Genomic DNA, 19,353 nt, shown 5'->3' with positions numbered 1-19,353 from the left:
CCAGAAACGCTGGGTCCAGCGCTGGAAGCCCGCCCTGAACGCCTTCCAGATCGCCTTCGAAGGCCGCCTCACCCCAACCACCCACTGACCACCCAAACCCCAAATCAGCCGTTAACTTGACACTCCCCTGCTGGCGTATCGCGCTCGGGCTAGGGCCTGTTCTGTAAAGATCGTGTGGTTTGGCGTGTTGGTGCCCGTGACGCAGTGAGGTCTCCGGTAGGTGGTTCTTCGACCAAGAAGACCAGTGTCCCGGAGACCTCGTGGCCACGTTAGCGGTGACCAGGCGGTTCGACCTGACCGATGTGCAGTGGGCGGTGCTGGAGCCGTTGCTGCCGGCCCACGGGCAGACAGGCGGGTGAGACCGAGAAGCCGGCGGCCTCGTACGAGTCGTGGCGCGGGCTGATCGAAGCCGAGACCGCCAGGGGCTGGACGTTTCGCCGGGTGCGGGCGGTGTCGGAACCGTTGTCGGACTATCAGCGGATGGCGGTGGAGTGGAGCGGCTCGGCAGTGGACGCGGGAGAAGAGCTGCGCTGGCTTCCGCGCCGGCTGGTGTCGGCGGTGGCGCTGCCGGACAACGACTGTTTCGTCATCGAGGGCCAAGGGGTGATCTTGAACGTCCTGGACGCTGAGGGCGGTGGGCATGGAGTCGGTGGGGAGGAAGCCGCTGCCCAGGAAGGGCAGCAGGATCGGGGGCATGGGTGCGTTGCTGGCGGACTCGGGGGTCTGCGCCTTCAGGTCGAGGGCGACCGGCAGCCAGGTGATGGCCACGACGAACAGGTGAGCAGTCCGGCGGCGGCGATCCATTCGGCGGCGGTGGCGTTCGGGCGGAAGCCCATGGCCAGGGCGACGCCGATGAGGACGGCCATGCCGAGGAACTGCTGGATGACGGCGCCGACGACGTGGGCGGTCAGGACCGACGGCCGCCAGATCCGCATGGTTCGGAAGCGGGCGATGATGCCTTCGGTTTGCGGTTTCGGTCGCTGTGGTGGGTTGGTCGAGCGATGGCCACGAGCAGGACGGCTGTCACGGTCAGAGCACCGGCGATCCATACGGCGGATGGCAGGGGGCCCCGGACCACTCATGATCCAGGTCTCGAGGTGTCCGCGATCAAGGGGGAGGCCCGAGGTAAAGACCAAGCTAGGTTGGGATTGACCACCAGCGGACAACGCGAAGCGGGGGACACCATGCCGGAGGCCATCGAGATACGTGCTCTGCAGCCGGACGAGATCCCTTTGGCCGTCGGGGTGCTCGCCCGGGGGATGCGGGACAACCCGCTGCATGTGGCCGTGTACGGCGCCGATCCCGACCGCCGGCTGCGCTGCCACGCGCGGCTGATTCGCGCGCTCTTTCGTACTTCCAGCGCCCAACGGCCGATCGCGGCGGTACGGGGAGGGACGCTCGTGGGCGTGACCGGCGTCGCCCCCGCCGGAACCTGCCAGCCGGGCCCCGCCCGGAAGCTGCGGATGCTTCCCGCCGTGGCGGCATTGGGCCCCCGGACGGCGCGGCGGGTGCTCGGGTGGACCTCGACCTGGGCGAAGTTCGATCCGGACGAGCCGCACGTCCACCTTGGGCCGCTGGCGGTGGACGCGCACCTGCAGGGCCAGGGCGTCGGATCGAAGATCATGCGAGAGCACTGCGCGCGGCTCGACGACGCACACGAGGTCGGCTACCTCGAGACCGACAAGGTCGAGAACGTCGGGTTCTACGAGCGCTTCGGCTACTGGGTGACCGGCGAACAGCCGGTGCTCGGCGTACCCAACTGGTTCATGCGCCGCGAGTCGGCCGCCAGGTGATCGGCCAGCGGCAGACAGCCCCGTACGCCAGCCGTGCCCACCGTGATCGCCAGATCCGTCGGGCCCGCGCGGTCGCAAGCCCCTCGGCGATCCACCCAGCGGCTGGGCAAGTCCGGCGGTCCCGCTGTCGTGCCGTTGCCGACCACCGTGCGCAGTTGGCCGCGATCCTGGATCCGGTAACCCACGAACCCCGCCGGTGGCGACCCCCCTGCGAAACGCACCCGGTACGAGCACCTGGAGCTGACCTACACAATGGCGTCACCATCGGCCACTGCCGCTATGCCCGAGCATCCCGCCCGCGCAGGAGGATTGCCCACGGTATGGCCTGGCCATCGTCTCCCAGACGATGGCGACGCTGGCCAAAGCTCTAACCCTGGGGTCCTGGCCGGCTAGAGGCGGAGGTCGAAGGCCATGGTTAGGTTCTTGTCCTGGATCACGAGGGTGCCGTCGCCGACGGCCACATCCCGGCTGTAGATGTCGCCGATCACGTTGACGAGCGACTTGTGATGCCGCCGCGGCGCAGGTCGATCACGGCAAGCGCGGGTTCCTCCTGGACATGGGCGTACAGGAATCCGCCGGAGGCCGCGGAGGCCGCGGAGGCCGCCAGGTCGGGCAGCTTAGGCGCAGGCGCGGTCCAGTCCACCGTTCCCTCGCCCATTCGGTAGGCGGTGACCCGGCTCTGATCGGCGACCAGGAGGCGGTCGTCCACCACGGTGAACGTCGCGTCTTGGTGCCAGCGGATCGGCCGGGTCCACAGCACCTTCCCGTCGGCCGTGCGGTGGCCGAGGAGACGGCGTCCATTGGTGATCACCACCCGCCGGTCGGCGAATCGCTGGACTACTGCGCCCAGGTCCTCGCCAACGCCACAACCAACCAGGGTCGGGTCATCATCGCTACGCCGCTGTGGATCTGTGAACCCGCACAACCGACCGCTGGGTTCTGACCCATTCTGGCCGCCAGCCATGAACTACACCGCAATGGTGCGACGACTATATCTCTGCAGCATCAAACCCGAACCCCCGAAACGCCCGGCGCCGATTCCTCTTGATCGAGCTGTGGACCAGCGCCGCAGCAAAGCCTAAAGATCGGCGTTTCGACCTGCCAGATTACGCCGAAGATTCCCGGCTACTTATCAGCGAAGATCCCACCAGAGCCGGATTCTCGGAAGTCACTCGGAGAGTTTACTTCCGGGAACCAATCGTTCTCGGAAGTTCGCCGGGTCCGGTCACGGAAGCGTGAACGACAGGCCCGGCTCGGTCGGGTGACCGATGGTCTGCCGTCCGTCGGCGATGCGCATGCGGAACGCTTCGGGGCCAGGCCGGTCCGCCTGATCCCACGCGTCCCACGCGGCCTCGATGGCGTCCCACAGGCGCAGCGGTCCGGCCTGGCGGACGGTACCGCCGTCGGCGGCGCGGGTGAGGGTCGCGGCCGACCCGGTGATGACGTCGATCAGGTGCACTGTGTCACCGTCGGTCGCCTGCTGGATGCCCGGGGCGGCGAGCTGGGCCAGGAACCGGGCGAAGAACCCCTCGCCGGTTGCCGCCTCCATGCGGCTGGGGCTGTGCCGGACCGGGCGCGGCGCCGTGTCGCGGGTGAGGGTGGCCCAGTGGGTGGGGTTGCCCGGCTAGGGGCGGTTCTGGGTGCGGGCGGCCATGAACGAGATGGTGCCGGGCAGCAGCGGCCCGGCGGCGGTGCCGTCACCTGACACGGTGAGCAGGACGCGGGCGGAGCCGTACAGCCAGCCGGACAGGCGCGCAGGCCAGGCGCGTCGGTGGCGTGAGGCGGAGGGCCAGATCATGAACGATGACGAGACGATCGGGCAGGCGATCGCGTGAGCCCGCAAGCTGCGCGCCTTCACCCAGCAGGCTCTGGCCGAGCGGGTGCCGTGCTCGTCGTCGATGATCCGCAAGATCGAGCAGGGCGACCGTCCTGCCACCCCGTCCCTGCTCGCCGCGGTGGCCCGCGTGGTGCACGTGGCCATCACCGACCTGACCGGGCAGCCCTACCGCAGCCAGACCGAGGGCGATGACCGGGTGCGCGATCTGATCCCGCCGCGGCGCCGCGAGGTCTCCGCCTACAACATGGCGCCCGCCGACTCCGGAGGGCCGCTGCCCGAACTCTCCCAGGTGCGCGAGCGTGTGGAGGCGGCCAACAAACTCGCCCACAACATGGTCATCTTCAAACTCGGCCAGGCTCTCCCGAGCGTGCTGTACGACCTGCGCGCCCTGGTCCACGCACTGCCCGACGGCGGCCGCCGCGAGCAGGCGATGCCCACAACCGGCATAGATCCGCGCTGGAAGCCCTGGTCCAGGCACTACAGGGCTGGAGAGAAGCCTGGGAACCCAGGGGTTGATTCTTAGGAGGCGTCGATCCGTCCGACCGAACGTGGTAGTAGCAGTGGCTGTCAACCACCGCGACCAGACGCCCGCCGTTACGGGCACGGTTACCGTTCGGCGTGTAGGCCTTCTCAGGTTTGGTTCCATGTCCGGGGTCGGCGGGCGGTGGGAGGTCGGTCCTGCCGCTGGTTGAGTTCCTGGGCCTGGTCGCGTAGCCAGGCGACCAGCGTGGTGATCCGGGGGTCGTCGGGTGTGCGGGTGAGGAGGAAGTAGGCGCTGCCGTCGGGCTGGAATCCGAAGGGAGCGGCGAGCCGTCCGGTGGTCAGGTCGTCAGAGACGAAGGCGTGTGATCCGATGGCGACGCCGAGGCCGGCGGCCGCGGCCTGGAGGCTCAGGTAGAAGTGCTCGAAGGTCTGTTCGGAGGCAGGGGGGAAGGCGGTGCTCTGGCCGGAGGCCCAGTCGTCCCACGCGCTCGGGCGGGTCCGGGTGTGCAAGCGGGACACTTCGGCGAGGTCGGCTGGCTTGGTGATGCGCCGGGCCAGTTCGGGGGTGCAGATCGGGCCGGTCAGCTCGTCGAACAGCCACAGCGCGTGTACGCCGGGCGGCAGTTCGAAGTCGTTGCGGCGGATGGCCAGATCGATCCCCTTGCGGTCGAAGGGGACCGGGCCGCCGGCGGCGGACAGGTGCAGATCCAGTCCTGGGGCGGCCTGCGAGAGCGCGGGCAGCCGCGGGATCAGCCATCGCATCAGGAGCGTGGGCTCGCAGGAGAGCACCAGGGGGGTCTGCCGGGCGGCGTGCCGTACTCGGCGGGCGGCGGAGCTGAGGAGAGTGAGGGCGTCGGTCACGGCCGCGGCGAGGGCAGTGGCCGCCGGGGTCGGTGTCATCGCGCGGTTGCGGCGTTCGAACAGGGTGGTGCCCAGGGTGCGTTCGAGCTGTTGTATCTGGCGGCTGACCGCCCCGTGGGTGAGGTGCAGTTCGGCGGCGGCCTTGCTGACGCCGCGGTGCCGGACGGTGGCCTCGAATGCCACGAGGGTGCCGAGCGGTGGTAGGTCCGTCCACGTCATGTGTGAGATTTTCGCACATGTGGGTGACTATTTATCGATTGCCCTTGCCGAATATTCCGGGCGATAGTGAGTGTTGCTCACAGCAACCCGGAGGGATCATGTCACAGCAGCAGGACTACGCCATTCACTACGCGCCGCTGTTCACCACGTTGCAGACGATGGACGTGCAGGCCCTGATCGATCGGGTCGACGATCCCTGGTACAACCAGACCCTGATCCAGGTCGGGGACGTGCTGGTGCGGCTGGGCGTCATGCAGGGCGAGTTCCACTGGCACAAGCACGATGAGCAGGACGAGTTCTTCTTCGTCCTGGACGGGCTGTTCCGTATCGAGCTCGAGGGGCGGGAGGCGGTCGAACTCGGTACCCGGCAGGCGTACTCGGTTCCGGCCGGGATGCTGCACCGGCCCGTCGTACCGGTCCGTAGCGCCGTGTTGATGATCGAGAAGGCGGGTGTCGTCGCCACCGGTGACTGACCGGCCACCGTCCCGGAACGAGAGTCCGGAAGGAGAAGTTGTGCGGCCCTCACTACGAGCGGGATTGACCGCGCGGCTGGACTACCTTGTGCCAGCCTTGCGTACGGTGCCGCATCCGATGCCCGAGTCCGGCCACTTCACCGCGCTGCCTGCCGTATCGGCCACCGGCTGCCTGGTCGGCATCGTCGAATGGGCATGCATGCGCGCCCTCGACGGGCACCTGGACGACGGCGAGCAGACCCTGGGCGTGCACGTCGACTTCAGCCACGAGGTGCCCACGCCGCTGGGCAGCCCGCTCACCGTCGGGGCCGAGTTGACCGGTGTCGAGGGCCGCCACCTCACCTTCACCGTGAAGGCCTTCGACGACGCCGCGCGGGTCCGTGCCCGGCTGGACGGGCGGGACGGCCCGTGACTCTGATCGCGATCGTCGCCGACGACCTGACCAGCGCCGGTGACGGCGCGGCACCGTTCCGGGATGCCGGTTTCCCGGCCGTCATCACGTTCGCGGACGAGCCGCGGCGGCCCGGTGTGACGGCCGTCGACATCGACACCCGTACTCGCCCCGTGGCCGAGGCGGTACGGCTGAGCGCTCGCGCGACGGCCACGTACGCGGACGCGGACGTGCTGGTCAAGACCGTTGATTCCACGTTGCGTGGTCACCTGGTGGCGGAGGTCGAGGCGGCGTTGTCCGCGAGCGGAAGGCGTACGGCCGTAGTGGCGCCCGCCTTCCCCGGCCAGGGCCGTACGACAGTGGGCGGAGTGCAGCACCTCAAGGGCCGGCCGGTGGATCGGACCTGGTTCGCTCGCGACCCCGTCCATCCGGTACACCGCGCCGACCTATGCGAACTGTTCCCGGGCGCCGTGCTGAGCGCGCAGGTGGCAAACCTGATCGGTTCGGTCCGCTACGTCGTCGCTGATGCCGTCACTGATCGGGACCTCGACGCGCTGGTCGCCGCGATACCTGGGGTCGAGGAGGTGTTGTGGGTAGGGTCCCCGGGGCTGGCGGCGGCGCTGGCCCGCCGCCACGCTCCCCAGGCACCAGCGGCGAGTCCGGAGGTGGTCCCCGCGGCCGCGTCGCGGCTGCTGGTCGTGGCGGGCAGCCTGAACCCGGCCACCGACCGGCAGCTCACCCGGCTCGGCGCGGCCACCGGTGCCGAGCCGGTGCGGGTCGCCGACACCGGAGCGGTCGAGCGTACCCAGCGGCGGCTGGCGCGCCACGGCACGGCGATCCTGTGCCGGCCGCGGCGCCGCGTCACCGGCGCGCCGGTTCCGGCGGCGCTGGCGCGGGCGACCGCCCGGCTCGCGCAGGACAACGCCTTCGACGCGCTCGTGCTCACCGGCGGTGAGACCGCTCGCACGGTCCTGCTCGCCCTCGGCGCCCGGTCCATCGCGCTGGCCGGTGAGCTCGAGCCCGGCGTCCCGCTCGGCCTCATCGAAGGCGCTCCAGGCTCTGGGCGGCTGCCCGTCGTCATCAAGGCGGGCGGCTTCGGGGACCTCGACACGCTCGTGCGCCTGCACGACCTGCTGACCGCGACACCGGAGAGGCTGCCATGGTCCCCATAGCGATCACGATGGGCGACCCGGCCGGGATCGGCCCGGAGATCGTCGTCAAGCTCATCGCCGACGAACGCTGCGACCTACCCCTGGTCGTCATCGGCGATGGCGACGTGCTCACGCGCGCCGCCGCCATCACGGGTCTGGACGTGCCCATCCGGACGCTGACCTCACCCGAGGACCTGACGCCGGGCTCCGGCGTCGCGTATGTGCTCCCGGTGACGGCGCTGCCGGAGAACCTGCCCTGGGGACGGGTCGACGCCCGCGCCGGGCGGGCCGCGTACGAATACGTCGCCAAGGGCGTCGAGCTGGCGCTGGCCGGGCGGGTGGCCGCCCTGGTCACCGCGCCTATCAACAAGGAGGCGCTGAGGCTGGCCGGGCTGGCATACCCCGGGCACACCGAGATCCTTGCCAAGCTCGGCGGAAGTGACGCCTACGCCATGATGATGATCAACAACGAGATCCGCGTCGTGCTGGTCACCATCCACGAACCGCTGCGCGCCGCGCTGGACCGCATCACCGTCGAAACCGAGCGCACCGCGATCCGGCTCGCGTACGACGCGCTGCGCCGGGCCGGCATCGCCGCACCGCGGGTCGCGGTCGCCGGGCTGAACCCGCACGCGGGCGAGAACGGCCTCATGGGCCACGAAGACCGGGACGTCATCGCGCCCGCAGTACGAGCCGCCCGCGCCGACGGCATCGACGCCAGTGGCCCGTGGCCCCCCGACACCGTTTTCATGCGCGCCCGCAACGGCGAGTTCGACGTGGTCGTCGCGCAGTACCACGACCAGGGCCTCATACCCGTCAAGTACCTCGGCCTCGAACACGGCACGAACGTCACGATCGGCCTGCCCTTCGTACGGACCAGCGTGGACCACGGCACCGCGTTCGACATCGCGGGCAAAGGCGTCGCCGACCACACCAGCCTGCTGACCGCGCTGCGCCACGCGCGTACGTTGGCGGGTGCGCGATGACGCCGCTCGCAGCACTCGACGTCCTGCGGGCCGGGCGCTGGGTCGACCTCACCCACGCCTTCCACCCTGGCATCCCGCATTGCCCGAGCTTCGAACCCGAACAGCGCACCGTCGTCTACGACCACGCGCCGCGTTCGGGCACCCGCGGGTCCGGGTTCCTGGCCCACGAGTACCGGCACGTCGGCCAGTGGGGCACCCACGTCGACCCGCCTGCGCACTTCGTCCCGGGCCTGCGGTTCCAGGACCAGATACCGGTCACCGAGATGATCCTTCCGCTGATCGTCCTCGACATCCACGAGCAGGCCGCGGCCGACCCGGACTACTGTGTCACCGCCGCCGACCTGGCCGGCTGGGAGGCGCGGCACGGCCAGGTGCCGTGCGGCTCGTTCGTCGCACTGCGCACCGACTGGTCCCACCGCTGGTCCAGCCAGGAACGCATGATCAATGCCGATGGCGACGGCACCTGGCACTACCCCGGCTGGAGCCGTGAGGTGCTCGTCACACTGGTCGAAGACCGCGACATCACCGCCTGTGGACACGAGACCACCGACACCGACCCCGGAATCGTTGTCAGCCAGCGACAGGCACCCCTCGAGCACTACGTCCTGGCCCGGGACCGCTACCAGATCGAGCTGCTCACCGCGCTCGACCAGGTCCCCGAGCACGGCGCCGTCATCGTCGCCACCTGGCCCAAGGCCCACAACGGCTCCGGCTTCCCCGCCCGCGCCTTCGCCATCTGCCCTTGAGGAACCCCTCGTGGACTTCATCTTCATGCTCACCCGCGACGACCGGACCGTACGCGACTGCCTGGCACTCCTCGACGGTCTCGGTGACCTTCGCCTCCCGCACCTGGGCTTCAAGGACGTCGGCGTCGACCCCTCGACCCTCACCCGGCTGCACCGCCGCATCAAAGACACCGGTGCGACCAGCTACCTCGAAGTGGTCAGCACCAGCCGCGAGCGCGCCCTCGACTCGGCCCGGATGGCCGTCGATCTGGGCGTCGACTGGCTCATGGGCGGCACCTGGGTCCACGAAACGCTCGAACTGCTCGACGGCACCGGCATCGGCTACCTGCCCTTCCCCGGAACCCCGACCGGCCACCCCACCCGGCTCGGCGGCACTCCACAGCACGTGGCCGAACACTGCCGCCGCTTCGAGGAGGCTGGCTGTGCCGGCGTCGACCTACTCGCCTACCGCGCCACCGACGTCCCCCCGCTCGACCTCGTACGCGCCGCCCGCCGAGCCACCTCCGGCCGCCTCGTCGTGGCCGGCAGCATCACCACCCCAGAACAGATCCACGACCTGGCCGCAGCCGGAGCCGATGCCTTCACCATCGGCTCCGCCGCGATGATCGGCGCCCTCGACCTCCGTTCGGGAACTCTCCGTGCGCAACTTACCGCCATCCTCAACGCCACCCGAACCGCCCCAAGCGTCACAGCCCCGAGCCCGTAGATGGCAACGCAGTACAGGGGGGTATCTCCCTAGGGTGAAATGATCTTGATGGGTGGAGATGGACCACGAAGATCATCCTTTGAATTCGGGGGGATTCGAAGTCATGACCGTGATCAAGGGAAATGAGCGTGTCGGCGCCGATGTGCCGATCTGTGAGCTGCTCAGCGATGAGGTGCTGGACGTGCTGCTGGAGCGGTGCTCACGCCCGGGGCTCCTGCGGCGGCCAGCGCCGCCTGGCAGTGGTCGACGGTGGCGCGCATCACGGTCCGCACGGCCTCATCGTCGTCCTCGAACCGGGGGAACACCTCCAGCATCATCGGTACGTCGATCAGGCCCGCCCGCTGCAGATCGGCCAGGAGCTCAGGGACCTCGACGGTGCCGTACTCGTGCGGCCAGCCCCAGTGGGGGTCGCTGCGCCGGTCGGTGTTTGTCCAGGCGCACTGCTTTGATCGCCGGTCCAAGCGCCGATGTCCAATCACCGAACGACGCCTGCGCCCCGTAGAGCGGCTCGTAGACGTGTCCAGGAGGATCCCGGCGCCGGCGGCGCCGCGCGCGGCCATGTCGGCGAGCAGTCGCTGGCACTCGGCGATGGTGGAGGGGACCTCCCGGTGGATCGGAGTCGGCTCGATGAGGAAGGTGCCGATGCCGGACTGGACGGCGTAGTCAGCGATCGAGGTGGTCGCGGCGACCAGGTCCTCCCACCGCTCGGCTGTGCGCTGCGGATCGGTGGCTTGTCTGGCGGTCATGCTGCCTAGCGGCCCGCCGCCCGCCCTCACGCCGAGGTCGGCCGCCACATCGACGGCGCGCCGCCACCAGGTGGCTGCGGCCCTCCGGACGTCGGGGTCGGGATCCAGCAGCCCACCGGGCACGTAGTGGGCAAGGCCCACTACGGCGTTGTGCAGGGTCAGGCCGTTGCCGTCAGCGGCGGCGCGGACCCTGTGGGCCACGCGGGTGCGCTCGGAAGACGGCGCCCACGGGTCAAGCAGATCAAAGGTGAACTGGACGTCGGTCAGTCCGAGGTCGTCAGCGACGAACGCCGCCCACTCCAGCGGGTCGTGCATCCGTTTGACGGCGAAGCACAGGTTCACGCCCAGGCGCGCGTCCCAGAACTCGCTCGCGCGGTGCGGGGGGATAGCGGCCCTCGCGCATCGCGGCCCGGTAGTAGCCATCGATGCGATCCCACTCCCACTGCGAAGGCGGCACCGGCTCGACCGGTGTCCCGGCGGTCGGCCCGGTCGCGCCAGCGGAGGATTGGGTGCGAGCTGCGGCCGGGGCTGAGCCGGGGGCGACGTCCAGCGTCAGGTGCACATCACCGACGGCGAGCCGCTGCTCGGCGGCGACCGGGGAGACGGTCGTGGGGGTGGCGGCTGGGTCGAGGACCGCCTGAACGAGCGGGACGAGCAGGCCGCCGCCGAGCGGATGTGGCAAACCTAACGGCAGCTCAACCGAGCGGGTCTCAAGGCGCCCAGGAGCAAGTCCAGGACCGCTACGAGCGCGTCAAGCCTATGCGGGTCCACTGCACGCACGTGATCCCCGGCCTGCTGCAAACCCGCGCCTACACCGACGCTGCGCTGGAGTCGATCCGGGTTGAGAAGCGGGTCGAGATCGCCGATGTCGCCGAGGCCGTCGCTGAGCGCATGGACCGCCAACGCGTGCTGCGGCGGCCGGACGCACAGTTCGTGTTCGTCCTGGAGGAGCAGTTCCTGCACCACCGCGTCGTTCCTGATGTCCAAGCCGAGCAGCTACAGCAAACTGCTGACCGTGGGACGGTGGCCATCGGTGTCGCTGGCGATCATTCCGCAGGCCGCCGCCCGTGTCGTTAACGGGCATCGGGTATGGCCCGAGCACACCTTCTTCATCAGCGATACCGAACTGGTCACCGTGGAACTGGTGTCGGGTTTCTGTCGGTGTCGCAGCCAGCAGAGATTGCGGACTATCTTGGGTCAGGGGCCGAGCGGGATGACCTCGCTGGCGCGCCCTTCGCCGTCGAGGACACGTCCGGACAGCTTGCGCTGAAGAGTCAAGTATTGGACTTCGTCCAGCCGCAGGCCGGGATCCAGGGCCTCCAGGTCGGAGGGCATGTAACTGACCTGAGACCGTTCATGCCTACTCAGTGCGAACAGCAGGCCGGACCTACCGCTGATCTCCAGGGCGAGCCGGCAGCACCGCCACGCGGCGCTTCCCCGCATCCGCCGTGGCGCCGAACGCGGCCGCGAGCGTCGACCGGCCGTCGCGGGACAGATCCACGAACAACCGGCGCCCCTTCTTGTCCACCTCCGCCACCGCATCGGGTGGCAGAGGCTTACCTCGGCTCCGCCAGCGCGGACCGCTGCGCGGCACTCAGCGCGCCCCAGCGGCCACTTGATCGATCCGTACAGGCGGCCCGCAGATCTCCGTGCGGGACGCCGCGATACCGTCCAGCGCGGCCAGTGAGCTGAGAGAGCGGGTTAGGGTCGCCCAGTCCGGGAACAGCACCAGCACGAAGAGGTCGTACTTGCCGGTCGTCTCCTGGACAGTAAGCGAATGCGGGAGGCGCACCATCGCGTCGATGACCTCCTCGCGCCCGTGCGGCGCGATTTCGGCGCGGATCACTGCCATGCCCAGTTCGGGCCACAGCGAGGGGCCCGGCCACGCCGTGACCCACGCCAGCCCGCCGGCGACGATGCGGTTCCACCGGCGACCCAGCGTCGTCGGCGAGGCGTCGAGCAGCGCGGGCCAGGTCCGTCCCGCGAACCTCGGTCGGGTGATCAACGCGTCGATGATCGCAAGGTCGAGCTCATCCATGTGTTAGCCGGTGGTGGCCTTCGCGAGTAGCGATGTAAGGATCTTTTCGGCGTGCGTCCACAGCAGCGCGCCGCCGATCCCCGGCACCACGCTGCGTTGAGCAGTGGTCATGCGGGTGGCGAGGAGCGCACCGTTGTCCGGTGAGTGGCTGGTGTCGTGCTCGCCGTACCAGATGTCGACCGGAACAGCGATCTTGTCGAGGGCGAAGGGCCAGCGTCCCATGGCTAGGACGGTGTCGCGCGCGTAGCCGGCGGCGCCTTGGGCGAAACCCTCGTCCAGCGCCCTGTGGTAGGCCGCCGCGAAGTCCGGGTCCTGATACACGGCGAGATCGCTCTCCGGGCTTTCGGCCATGATCATGTTCCACATGGCCTCGGCGGTGAAGCTGGCGAAGAACTCCTCGGCGCCGTCGGGGTCGGACGCGGTGCGTTCAACGAGGCCTCGCAGGTCCGCCGGCAGTGCGGACGCGAACTGCGGCGCGGCGACCTCGTCCACGCCGGAGACCAGGGCCATCGCCGAAGCGACGCCCGCCTCGGCGCAGGCAATGGCGAATGGCGCGCCCTGTGAGTTCGCGACCACGGCCGGGTTCCCCAACCTCCGTAGCGTGCAGAGTTGACGCATGTCACCGGCGAAGTCGGAGAAGAACCGCCCGGTTTCCGGGGTGGAAACACCGAGGCCGGGACGGTCCACAGAGACAAGACGCACACCGAGCGCCTCAACGACACCTGCGCCGAAGCCGAGCCACCGGCTGGTTGCCGCACCCGGACACAGGAGAACGGGCACCCCGCCCGGCGGTCCCCACTCCGCCCAGCCGAGCAAACGTCCATCAGACAGACGGACCTCTCCCAGTCGGACTGGATCATCAACGTACACAGCCATATCCCATCATCATGTCCACGGTCGTACGCGCCGCATTCTGTTCTTGGCCGGTTGATCAACGTGTTGCGCGGGCTGCGCCCCCCTCCAGGCACAACGAAGGCGGGCGCAGCGGTGCGGCGACGGGCGCCGGTCAGCGGCGGGCCAGCCGCCATGTGACGGGGAAGGCCAGCGCGGCTATCGCGATCTTCACTGCGTCGGCCGCGAGGAAGGGAGTGACCCCCTTGGTCAGGGCGTCGCCGGGACTGAGGCCCGAAAGCAGGGCGAGCCAGGTGGCGCCGATGCCATAGATCACCGCGACGCCGAGCGCCATCAACGCGACCATGCTCGAGACGCGCCTGTCGGCGCCGCCCTCGGCCAGGCGGCCGACGACGGCGGCGGCCAGCACGAAGCCCACGATGTAACCGAAGCTCGCGCCGACGAAGCCGTGCTCGCCCTCCGAGAACCACGGTACGCCCGCCAGGCCGGCCACCAGGTAGAGCGCCATGGCCGCCACGCCGCGGATCACGCCCAGGGCGGTGCCCACGAGCAGCACCGCGAGCGTCTGCAGCGTGAACGGTACCGGAGACAGCGGCGTGTGGATGGCCACCTGCGCGGCAAGGCCGGTGAGGGCGGCCCCGGACACCACGAGGGACATATCACCGGCCAGCGAGCGGGGCAACAGGTCGGCAAGGACCGGACGAGGGCCGGTGAGCGTGAGAGTCGACATCGAAGCTGCTCCTAGGGGAGGATCCTGTGTGATCGGGATTCAGACATAGCCGGTCGCTCCGAGGGGGCCGGGTGCATGGCGCTCATGGTTCGAGCTTCATGGTCACGGTCTTGGTCTGGACGTAGTGGTGGACGGCCTCCAGCCCCTTCTCGCGTCCGTAGCCGCTGTTCTTGAAGCCGCCAAACGGGGTCTCGACGCCGCCCGCGTAGTACTGGTTGACGAAGACCTGCCCGGCCTCCAGGCGGGCGGCCATGCGGTGGGCGCGGGCGAGGTCGCGGGTCCATACGCCCGCGGCCAGGCCGTACTCGGAGTCGTTGGCCAGGGCGATCGCCTCCTCGTCGGAGTCGAACGCCATCACGACCAGGATCGGCCCGAAGATCTCCTCTCGCGCGACCCGCATCCCGGGGTTGACGCCGGTCAGGAGCATCGGGGGACGGAACTGCTCGATGTGGCGAAGGTCCGCCGGGATCCGGCCGCGGTAGGCGATGGTGCACCCCTCCTTCTCCGCCAGCCGCTCGTACTCGACGACGCGGGCGGCCTGTTCCGGGGTGGTGAGCGGCCCGAGGTCGGACTCGGCGGAGCCGGGACCGATCACCATGGCGTCGAGCCGCTCCACCAGCATCTCGACGAAGGGGTCGTGGACCGGCCGTTCGAGTAGGAGCCGTGAGCCCGCGGAGCAGATCTGCCCGCTGTTCAGGAAAGCGGCGGTGACGGCGGAGTCGGCCGCGGCGTCCAGGTCGGCGTCCGCGAACACCAGGTGGGGCGACTTGCCGCCCAGTTCGAGGGTCGCCGGGATCAGTTTGTCGGCGGCCAGCCGGGCGACCCGGCGTCCGGTCTCGACCGATCCGGTGAAGACGGCTTTGCGTACCTGCGGGTGGAGGACCAGAGCCTCCCCGACGGTTCGTCCCGGCCCCGGCAGGACATCGAGCACGCCTGCGGGCAGGCCGGCCTCGTGGGCGATGGAAGCCAGCTCCAGGCAGGTCAGGGGAGTCTCTTGGGGAGGTTTCACGATCGCGGAGTTGCCCGCCACCAGCGCCGGCGCGACACCGCGCGCGGCCTGCTGGAGCGGAGCGTTCCAGGGCACGATGTGCACGGTCACCCCGAATGGTTCCTGCCTGGTGTAGGACAGGTACGACTCACCGAGGGGGATGGTCTCTCCCTGCAGTTTGTCGGCGTAGCCGGCGTAGTACTCGAAGTAGCGCGCGGCCGTTTCGGCGTCCGCCCGGGCCTGTGCCAGGGGCTTGCCGTTGTCTCGGGTCTCCAGCTGGGCGAGGCGTTCGGCGTTGTCCCGCACCGCGTCCGCGATCCGCATCAGCACGCGCCCGCGCTCGAGCGGGCGGGTGCCGCTCCACGTCCGGAATCCGCGCGAGCAGGATTCGACGGCGAGGTCGACGTCGTCGGGCGAGGCTTCGGCTACCTGTGCCAGTACCTCGCCGGAGGCGGGGTCGCGGGATTGGAAGCACTTGCCGGACGCGGAGTCGCGCCAGGAGCCGTTGACGAAAAGCTTGTAGTGAAGCACGATGACCCCTTTGAGGAATCGATTCCTGAGAAAGTACGCTGTGCTCGTGCGGATGCGTGAGTATCACTTCGCCGGCCCGGAACCCGTTGTGGACGGTGGTGGTCGATCAGCGTGAGCCGCCGCCGGGCCCGTCAACGAGGAGGAATCATGGGTTCCAGGGAAGCCGCGGACGGAAACGGCGGCGACCGTCCGGCACGTCCTCGCATCAAGGACGTGGCCGCACATTGCGGGGTTGCGCCGTCCTCGGTGTCCCGTGTCCTCACCGGGCATCCCTCCGTCGGCGCGGAGCTTCGAGAACGCGTGCTGCGTTCGGTCCGGGCGCTGGGCTATTCCCCCGACCTGCTCGCCCAGGCGCTCAGGAGCCAGCGGACCCGGACGGTCGGGTTCGTGGTGGGCGACATTTCCAACCCCCTGATCGCGGACATCGTGGCGGGCGCCGAGGAACGGCTCCGCAAGTCGCGCTACTCGGTGCTGCTGACCAACTCCATGCGCGAGCCCGACCGGGAGGCCGAGCACATACGCCTGCTGCAACGCCGACGCGTGGACGGGCTCCTGCTCTCGCTGTCCAGCGAGAGCCACGCCGGGACTCTCGCGGCCATCGAGGAGGAGTCCGGTCCGGTGGTCCTCATCGACCGCACGTTGCCCGGTGAGCCGACGGCCAGCGCGGTGCTGTCGGCACACGCCACGGGAATGCGGGCCGCCGTGGGCCACCTGCTGCGGCTGGGGCACACGCGGATCGGGCTGATGGTCGGTCCCGGTGTCCGGCCGGCCAAGGAACGCGTCCGGAGCCTGCTGGAGGTGTACCGGGAGCAGGGCGCCCCGCCCGACTACCTGATCAGGCAGGACGTTCCGCTGACCGTCCCCGCGGCGAAGGAGGCGGCGCTCAGCATGTTCCGTGACGCGGGAGGCTGCACGGCTCTGATAGTCGGTGGCAACCAGCTCCTGCCCGGCGTCATGACCGCGCTGCACGAGTTGGATCTGCGGCCCGGTGCCGACATCGCCTTCATCGCCTGTGACCGGACCGTGGTCACCGACGTCCTCAAACCCGAGATCGCAGTCATCCACCGAGACAACCGGCAGGTGGGCTACGAGGCGGCCGACCTGCTGCTGCGGCAGTTCGACAGCGATGGCCGTGTCGAAACGGTCACGCTTCCCACCGAGTTCCTCCCGGGACGGACATGCTGCCCGCTGTCCGCGGACCTGTACCGGCGCCATTGAGCCCAGGGCGCCGGCGGTCCGAGTCGCCGTCCGGGACCTCACCCGGCGCGTCCGGCGAACTCGGCGGAGGCTTCCTCCAGAACCGGCCGCAGGACGTTCCCGACCTCGTCGATCTCCGCGGGTCCGGCGATCAGCGGAAGCGCCACCTGCAGGACGGGCTCTCCGCGCACATCGGACCGGGCGATCATGCCGCGCTCGAAACAGAGATCGGTGATCCTGCGGGTCAACGCCAGCGCTTCGGCTGCCGGGAAACCGGTCCGGCTGTCCTGGTCCCTGACGAACTCGATCGCCTGGAAGTAGCCGACGCCCCGGGTGTCGCCGACGATGGGGATGTCGCGGAAGGACGCGAGCAGGTCCGCGAGCCTGGACTCGTTCCGCCGGACGTTATCGAGCACCCCCTCACCGTCGATCGCCTTGGAGGCCGCGAGCCCGATGGCGCAGACCACCGGATGCGCGGAGAAGGTGTATCCGTGCATGAAGGCGGCCTCTTTGTCCACGAAGGGCTCGGCGACCGAGTCGGAGACCACGAGGGCCCCGAGCGGCGCGTAGCCTCCGGACAGCCCCTTCGCCGCCGTGATCATGTCCGGCCGGTAACCGAGCCGCCCGCATCCGAACCAGTCGCCGAGCCGGCCCCAGGCGCAGATGACCTCGTCGCTGACCAGGAGGACGTCGAACTCGTCGCAGATCTCACGGACGCGGTCGAAGTACCCGTCCGGCGGCGGGATGCAGCCACCCGCGTTCTGCACCGGTTCGAGGAAGACCGCGGCGACGGTTTCGGGTCCCTCGAAGAGAATGCGACGCCGGATCTCCTCGGCGTACCAGGACGGGTCGAGCCCCTTGGGGAGCCGGTACACGTTGGTGTTCGGCACGTGCCGAACACCGGCCAGCAGAGGTTCATAGGGCGTGCGGATCGGAGTGAGCCCCGTGACCGACAGCGCGCCCATGGTGGTGCCGTGGTAGGCGACCTCCCTGGCGATCATCTTGGTCTTCGACGGCTTGCCGCGCAGCCGGAAGTACTGACGCGCCATCTTGATCGCCGACTCGACGGCCTCGCTGCCGCCGCTGGTGAAGAAGACCCGGCTCAGGCCGTCGGGGGCCCTGTCGGCGACGAAGCGGGCCATCTGCTCAGCCGGCTGGTTCCGGAAGGTCCACGCGGACGCGTAGCCCAGGTCGCGGGACTGCTTCAGACCGGCCTCGACAAGGTCGTCACGGCCGTGCCCGAGCGCCATCGAGCAGATCGAGGCGAAGGAGTCCAGGTACCTGTTCCCCTGGTCGTCGATCAGGTAACTTCCTTCGCCGCCCACCATCCGGGCGGGCAATTGCGAGGCCGCCGTGAAAGGCGGCTTGAAGGGCATCCAGAGGTGCCGCGCGGCCGACTCCGCTTCGTATGTTCCGTCGTTCATGGTGGTCTCCTCCGCCTGTCAGGGCGTGGTGGGGCCGGTCACTCGGTGGGCGTTGATGTAGTCCTCGTCCAGTTCCCACCCGAAGCCCGGCGCTTCGCTCAACGTCATCCAGCCCGCGTCGAGCTCCGGGCGGTTGGCGATCAGGTTCCACCAGATCGGGTCCCTGTCCGGATGGAAGCACTCGGCGTACGTCCCGTGCGGGATCGACGCGAGAAGGTGGGAGGAGACCTGGGGCTCCTCGTGATGGCCCATCTGCACGTCGCACAGGGCGGCGACCGCCGCCGCCCGGCGCCATTCGGTGGGTCCTCCGGACCAAGAGGCGTCGAAGTTGCACACGTCGATGGCCCCCGACCGCATGAGTTGCAGGCAGGCCGTGGCGGACATCTCGCTCTGCCCGGCGCACACGCGTGTCCCGGTCTTCAGCCTGACGTCTCGCATCGCCAACCGGTCGTTCTGCCACCGGCAGGGTTCCTCGAACCAGCGCAGGTCGTGGTCCTCGACATGCCGGGCGAACTCGACCGCCTGCTCGGGCGTCCAGCCCTGGTTGGCGTCCGCGGCCATGATGAAGTCGGGGCCGGCGGCCTTGCGGGCCCGGACGAACCGCTCGGCGTCCTCGGCGGGCGTAAGGCCCCCCACCTTGAACTTGATGCCGGCCAAGCCACGCTCGCGCAGGTCCTCGATCTCGTCCTCGATGGTAAGGCCGCCTCCGTAGTAGCCGCCGATCGAGATCATCTGGATCGTGTTGCGATAACCGCCCCAAAGCCGCCACAGTGGCTGGCCGAGGTGCTTGCCCACCGCATCCCACAGGGCGGCGTCGACGGCGGCGCAGGCGACCAGGCCCAGCCGACGGTCGCGCAGGATGTCGTAGGTGGACGGGCGGGAGGCCTCCCAGTTCCGTTCGGTCGCCATGGCGTCCATGCCAATCAGCTTCGGTTTGATCTCGCCATGAATGATGGAGTCGATCTCGAACAGCGTCTTGTCCTCGTCGCCGGCATAGGCCTCGCCGACGATGCCACCAGCGCACCGGATCCGGACGATCACCGTGGAGCGGTGCGACATCTGATACTGGCTGCCCTTGTACACGCGGGGGAGCGCGACACGGACGGTCACCGTCTCCAGGGATTCGACGGTGAGGGCGGCGGACCGCAGCTCCGACCGAGAAGCGGGCTTGGAATCGATTTTTTGAGTCACGTCACGTATC

General features: G+C 69.4%; 25 protein-coding genes and 1 pseudogene. 12 read left to right on the top strand and 14 right to left on the bottom strand.

Going from position 1 to position 19,353, the window contains the following annotated elements; translation table 11 throughout:
* Positions 1 to 399 precede the first annotated feature (399 nt).
* Positions 400 to 585 (top strand): annotated as a pseudogene (locus tag E1287_RS46620) (DUF6879 family protein); the annotation flags it as partial.
* Positions 586 to 731: 146 nt separating this feature from the next.
* Here the strand turns inward: E1287_RS46620 and E1287_RS46615 are convergent.
* A complete protein-coding gene (locus E1287_RS46615; protein ID WP_347813977.1) occupies positions 732 to 935 on the bottom strand; it encodes a hypothetical protein in 204 nt (67 codons plus the stop codon).
* A 162-nt stretch (positions 936 to 1,097) separates the two neighbouring features.
* Between E1287_RS46615 and E1287_RS17390 the strand changes: the two genes are divergently transcribed.
* Positions 1,098 to 1,793, top strand: coding sequence for a GNAT family N-acetyltransferase (locus E1287_RS17390; protein ID WP_207934272.1), 696 nt, complete (start codon positions 1,098 to 1,100; stop codon positions 1,791 to 1,793).
* Between the two features lie 484 nt (positions 1,794 to 2,277).
* Here E1287_RS17390 and E1287_RS17385 read toward each other — a convergent pair whose 3' ends face one another.
* The 3 genes from E1287_RS17385 to E1287_RS17375 form a co-directional block, all read right to left on the bottom strand.
* Complete coding sequence (locus E1287_RS17385) at positions 2,278 to 2,757, bottom strand: PQQ-binding-like beta-propeller repeat protein (protein WP_131965992.1); 480 nt, start codon at positions 2,755 to 2,757, stop codon at positions 2,278 to 2,280.
* A 261-nt stretch (positions 2,758 to 3,018) separates the two neighbouring features.
* Positions 3,019 to 3,342, bottom strand: coding sequence for a hypothetical protein (locus tag E1287_RS17380; RefSeq protein WP_131965991.1), 324 nt, complete (start codon positions 3,340 to 3,342; stop codon positions 3,019 to 3,021).
* A 75-nt stretch (positions 3,343 to 3,417) separates the two neighbouring features.
* Positions 3,418 to 3,702 carry a hypothetical protein gene (locus E1287_RS17375; protein WP_131965990.1) on the bottom strand — a complete coding sequence of 95 codons (285 nt, stop codon included), beginning with the start codon at positions 3,700 to 3,702 and terminating at the stop codon, positions 3,418 to 3,420.
* Here E1287_RS17375 and E1287_RS17370 point away from each other — a divergent pair.
* Positions 3,674 to 4,153 (top strand): hypothetical protein, encoded by a 480-nt coding sequence (locus E1287_RS17370; protein WP_165969057.1) that lies wholly within the window; start codon positions 3,674 to 3,676, stop codon positions 4,151 to 4,153. The genes E1287_RS17375 and E1287_RS17370 overlap by 29 nt on opposite strands.
* A 107-nt stretch (positions 4,154 to 4,260) precedes the next feature.
* Here E1287_RS17370 and E1287_RS17365 read toward each other — a convergent pair whose 3' ends face one another.
* Positions 4,261 to 5,193, bottom strand: a complete 933-nt coding sequence (locus E1287_RS17365) for a LysR family transcriptional regulator (protein WP_131965988.1) — start codon at positions 5,191 to 5,193, stop codon at positions 4,261 to 4,263.
* A gap of 98 nt (positions 5,194 to 5,291) precedes the next feature.
* Between E1287_RS17365 and E1287_RS17360 the strand changes: the two genes are divergently transcribed.
* The 6 genes from E1287_RS17360 to E1287_RS17335 all read left to right on the top strand — a co-directional run bounded on the left by E1287_RS17360 (position 5,292) and on the right by E1287_RS17335 (position 9,646).
* Entirely contained in the window at positions 5,292 to 5,666 is a 375-nt protein-coding gene (locus E1287_RS17360) for a cupin domain-containing protein (RefSeq protein WP_131965987.1), read from the top strand.
* Between the two features lie 118 nt (positions 5,667 to 5,784).
* Complete coding sequence (locus E1287_RS17355) at positions 5,785 to 6,078, top strand: hypothetical protein (RefSeq protein WP_207934271.1); 294 nt, start codon at positions 5,785 to 5,787, stop codon at positions 6,076 to 6,078.
* Complete coding sequence (locus tag E1287_RS17350; RefSeq protein WP_131965985.1) at positions 6,075 to 7,229, top strand: four-carbon acid sugar kinase family protein; 1,155 nt, start codon at positions 6,075 to 6,077, stop codon at positions 7,227 to 7,229. The genes E1287_RS17355 and E1287_RS17350 overlap by 4 nt, the downstream gene beginning before the upstream one ends.
* Complete coding sequence (gene pdxA / locus E1287_RS17345) at positions 7,217 to 8,194, top strand: 4-hydroxythreonine-4-phosphate dehydrogenase PdxA (protein WP_207934270.1); 978 nt, start codon at positions 7,217 to 7,219, stop codon at positions 8,192 to 8,194. Before E1287_RS17350 ends, pdxA begins: the two co-directional genes overlap by 13 nt.
* Positions 8,191 to 8,940, top strand: coding sequence for a cyclase family protein (locus tag E1287_RS17340; protein WP_131965984.1), 750 nt, complete (start codon positions 8,191 to 8,193; stop codon positions 8,938 to 8,940). Before pdxA ends, E1287_RS17340 begins: the two co-directional genes overlap by 4 nt.
* A gap of 10 nt (positions 8,941 to 8,950) precedes the next feature.
* Positions 8,951 to 9,646 (top strand): hypothetical protein, encoded by a 696-nt coding sequence (locus tag E1287_RS17335; protein ID WP_131965983.1) that lies wholly within the window; start codon positions 8,951 to 8,953, stop codon positions 9,644 to 9,646.
* 161 nt (positions 9,647 to 9,807) lie between these two features.
* On the opposite strand, the gene E1287_RS17330 is transcribed toward E1287_RS17335, so the two are convergent.
* Positions 9,808 to 10,815 carry a TIM barrel protein gene (locus tag E1287_RS17330; protein ID WP_207934269.1) on the bottom strand — a complete coding sequence of 336 codons (1,008 nt, stop codon included), beginning with the start codon at positions 10,813 to 10,815 and terminating at the stop codon, positions 9,808 to 9,810.
* A gap of 133 nt (positions 10,816 to 10,948) precedes the next feature.
* Here E1287_RS17330 and E1287_RS46350 point away from each other — a divergent pair, with 133 nt between their 5' ends.
* Both E1287_RS46350 and E1287_RS17325 read left to right on the top strand, forming a co-directional pair.
* Positions 10,949 to 11,080 (top strand): hypothetical protein, encoded by a 132-nt coding sequence (locus tag E1287_RS46350; RefSeq protein WP_279505327.1) that lies wholly within the window; start codon positions 10,949 to 10,951, stop codon positions 11,078 to 11,080.
* 71 nt (positions 11,081 to 11,151) lie between these two features.
* The gene (locus tag E1287_RS17325) at positions 11,152 to 11,469 is read left to right on the top strand and encodes a Scr1 family TA system antitoxin-like transcriptional regulator (RefSeq protein ID WP_279505324.1); all 318 of its coding nucleotides are present in this window, start codon (positions 11,152 to 11,154) and stop codon (positions 11,467 to 11,469) included.
* Between the two features lie 120 nt (positions 11,470 to 11,589).
* On the opposite strand, the gene E1287_RS43785 is transcribed toward E1287_RS17325, so the two are convergent.
* From E1287_RS43785 to E1287_RS17305, 6 genes are all read right to left on the bottom strand, one after another.
* Positions 11,590 to 11,727: a hypothetical protein gene (locus tag E1287_RS43785; protein WP_165969056.1), complete on the bottom strand. Its 138-nt coding sequence runs from the start codon at positions 11,725 to 11,727 to the stop codon at positions 11,590 to 11,592.
* 52 nt (positions 11,728 to 11,779) lie between these two features.
* Entirely contained in the window at positions 11,780 to 11,920 is a 141-nt protein-coding gene (locus E1287_RS43780; protein WP_165969055.1) for a hypothetical protein, read from the bottom strand.
* Between the two features lie 66 nt (positions 11,921 to 11,986).
* On the bottom strand, positions 11,987 to 12,430 hold the full coding sequence (locus tag E1287_RS17320; RefSeq protein WP_131965981.1) for an Lrp/AsnC ligand binding domain-containing protein: 444 nt from the start codon (positions 12,428 to 12,430) through the stop codon (positions 11,987 to 11,989).
* Positions 12,431 to 12,433: 3 nt separating this feature from the next.
* Positions 12,434 to 13,210 carry an alpha/beta hydrolase gene (locus tag E1287_RS17315; RefSeq protein WP_243719121.1) on the bottom strand — a complete coding sequence of 259 codons (777 nt, stop codon included), beginning with the start codon at positions 13,208 to 13,210 and terminating at the stop codon, positions 12,434 to 12,436.
* 226 nt (positions 13,211 to 13,436) lie between these two features.
* Positions 13,437 to 14,012: a biotin transporter BioY gene (locus E1287_RS17310; RefSeq protein WP_131965980.1), complete on the bottom strand. Its 576-nt coding sequence runs from the start codon at positions 14,010 to 14,012 to the stop codon at positions 13,437 to 13,439.
* 82 nt (positions 14,013 to 14,094) lie between these two features.
* A complete protein-coding gene (locus E1287_RS17305) occupies positions 14,095 to 15,531 on the bottom strand; it encodes an aldehyde dehydrogenase family protein (protein ID WP_207934267.1) in 1,437 nt (478 codons plus the stop codon).
* A 147-nt stretch (positions 15,532 to 15,678) separates the two neighbouring features.
* On the opposite strand from E1287_RS17305, the gene E1287_RS17300 reads away from it, so the two are divergent.
* Positions 15,679 to 16,749, top strand: coding sequence for a LacI family DNA-binding transcriptional regulator (locus tag E1287_RS17300; protein WP_131965978.1), 1,071 nt, complete (start codon positions 15,679 to 15,681; stop codon positions 16,747 to 16,749).
* Between the two features lie 38 nt (positions 16,750 to 16,787).
* On the opposite strand, the gene E1287_RS17295 is transcribed toward E1287_RS17300, so the two are convergent.
* On the bottom strand, positions 16,788 to 18,152 hold the full coding sequence (locus E1287_RS17295) for an aspartate aminotransferase family protein (protein ID WP_131965977.1): 1,365 nt from the start codon (positions 18,150 to 18,152) through the stop codon (positions 16,788 to 16,790).
* Between the two features lie 18 nt (positions 18,153 to 18,170).
* The gene (locus E1287_RS17290) at positions 18,171 to 19,343 is read right to left on the bottom strand and encodes a mandelate racemase/muconate lactonizing enzyme family protein (protein WP_131965976.1); all 1,173 of its coding nucleotides are present in this window, start codon (positions 19,341 to 19,343) and stop codon (positions 18,171 to 18,173) included.
* Between the last annotated feature and the right edge of the window lie 10 nt (positions 19,344 to 19,353).

This window comes from Actinomadura sp. KC06 (genome assembly GCF_004348735.1).
GTDB lineage: Bacteria > Actinomycetota > Actinomycetes > Streptosporangiales > Streptosporangiaceae > Spirillospora.
Note: the sequence above shows the minus strand (reverse complement) of the source record. Positions and strands in the feature narration are given on the sequence as shown.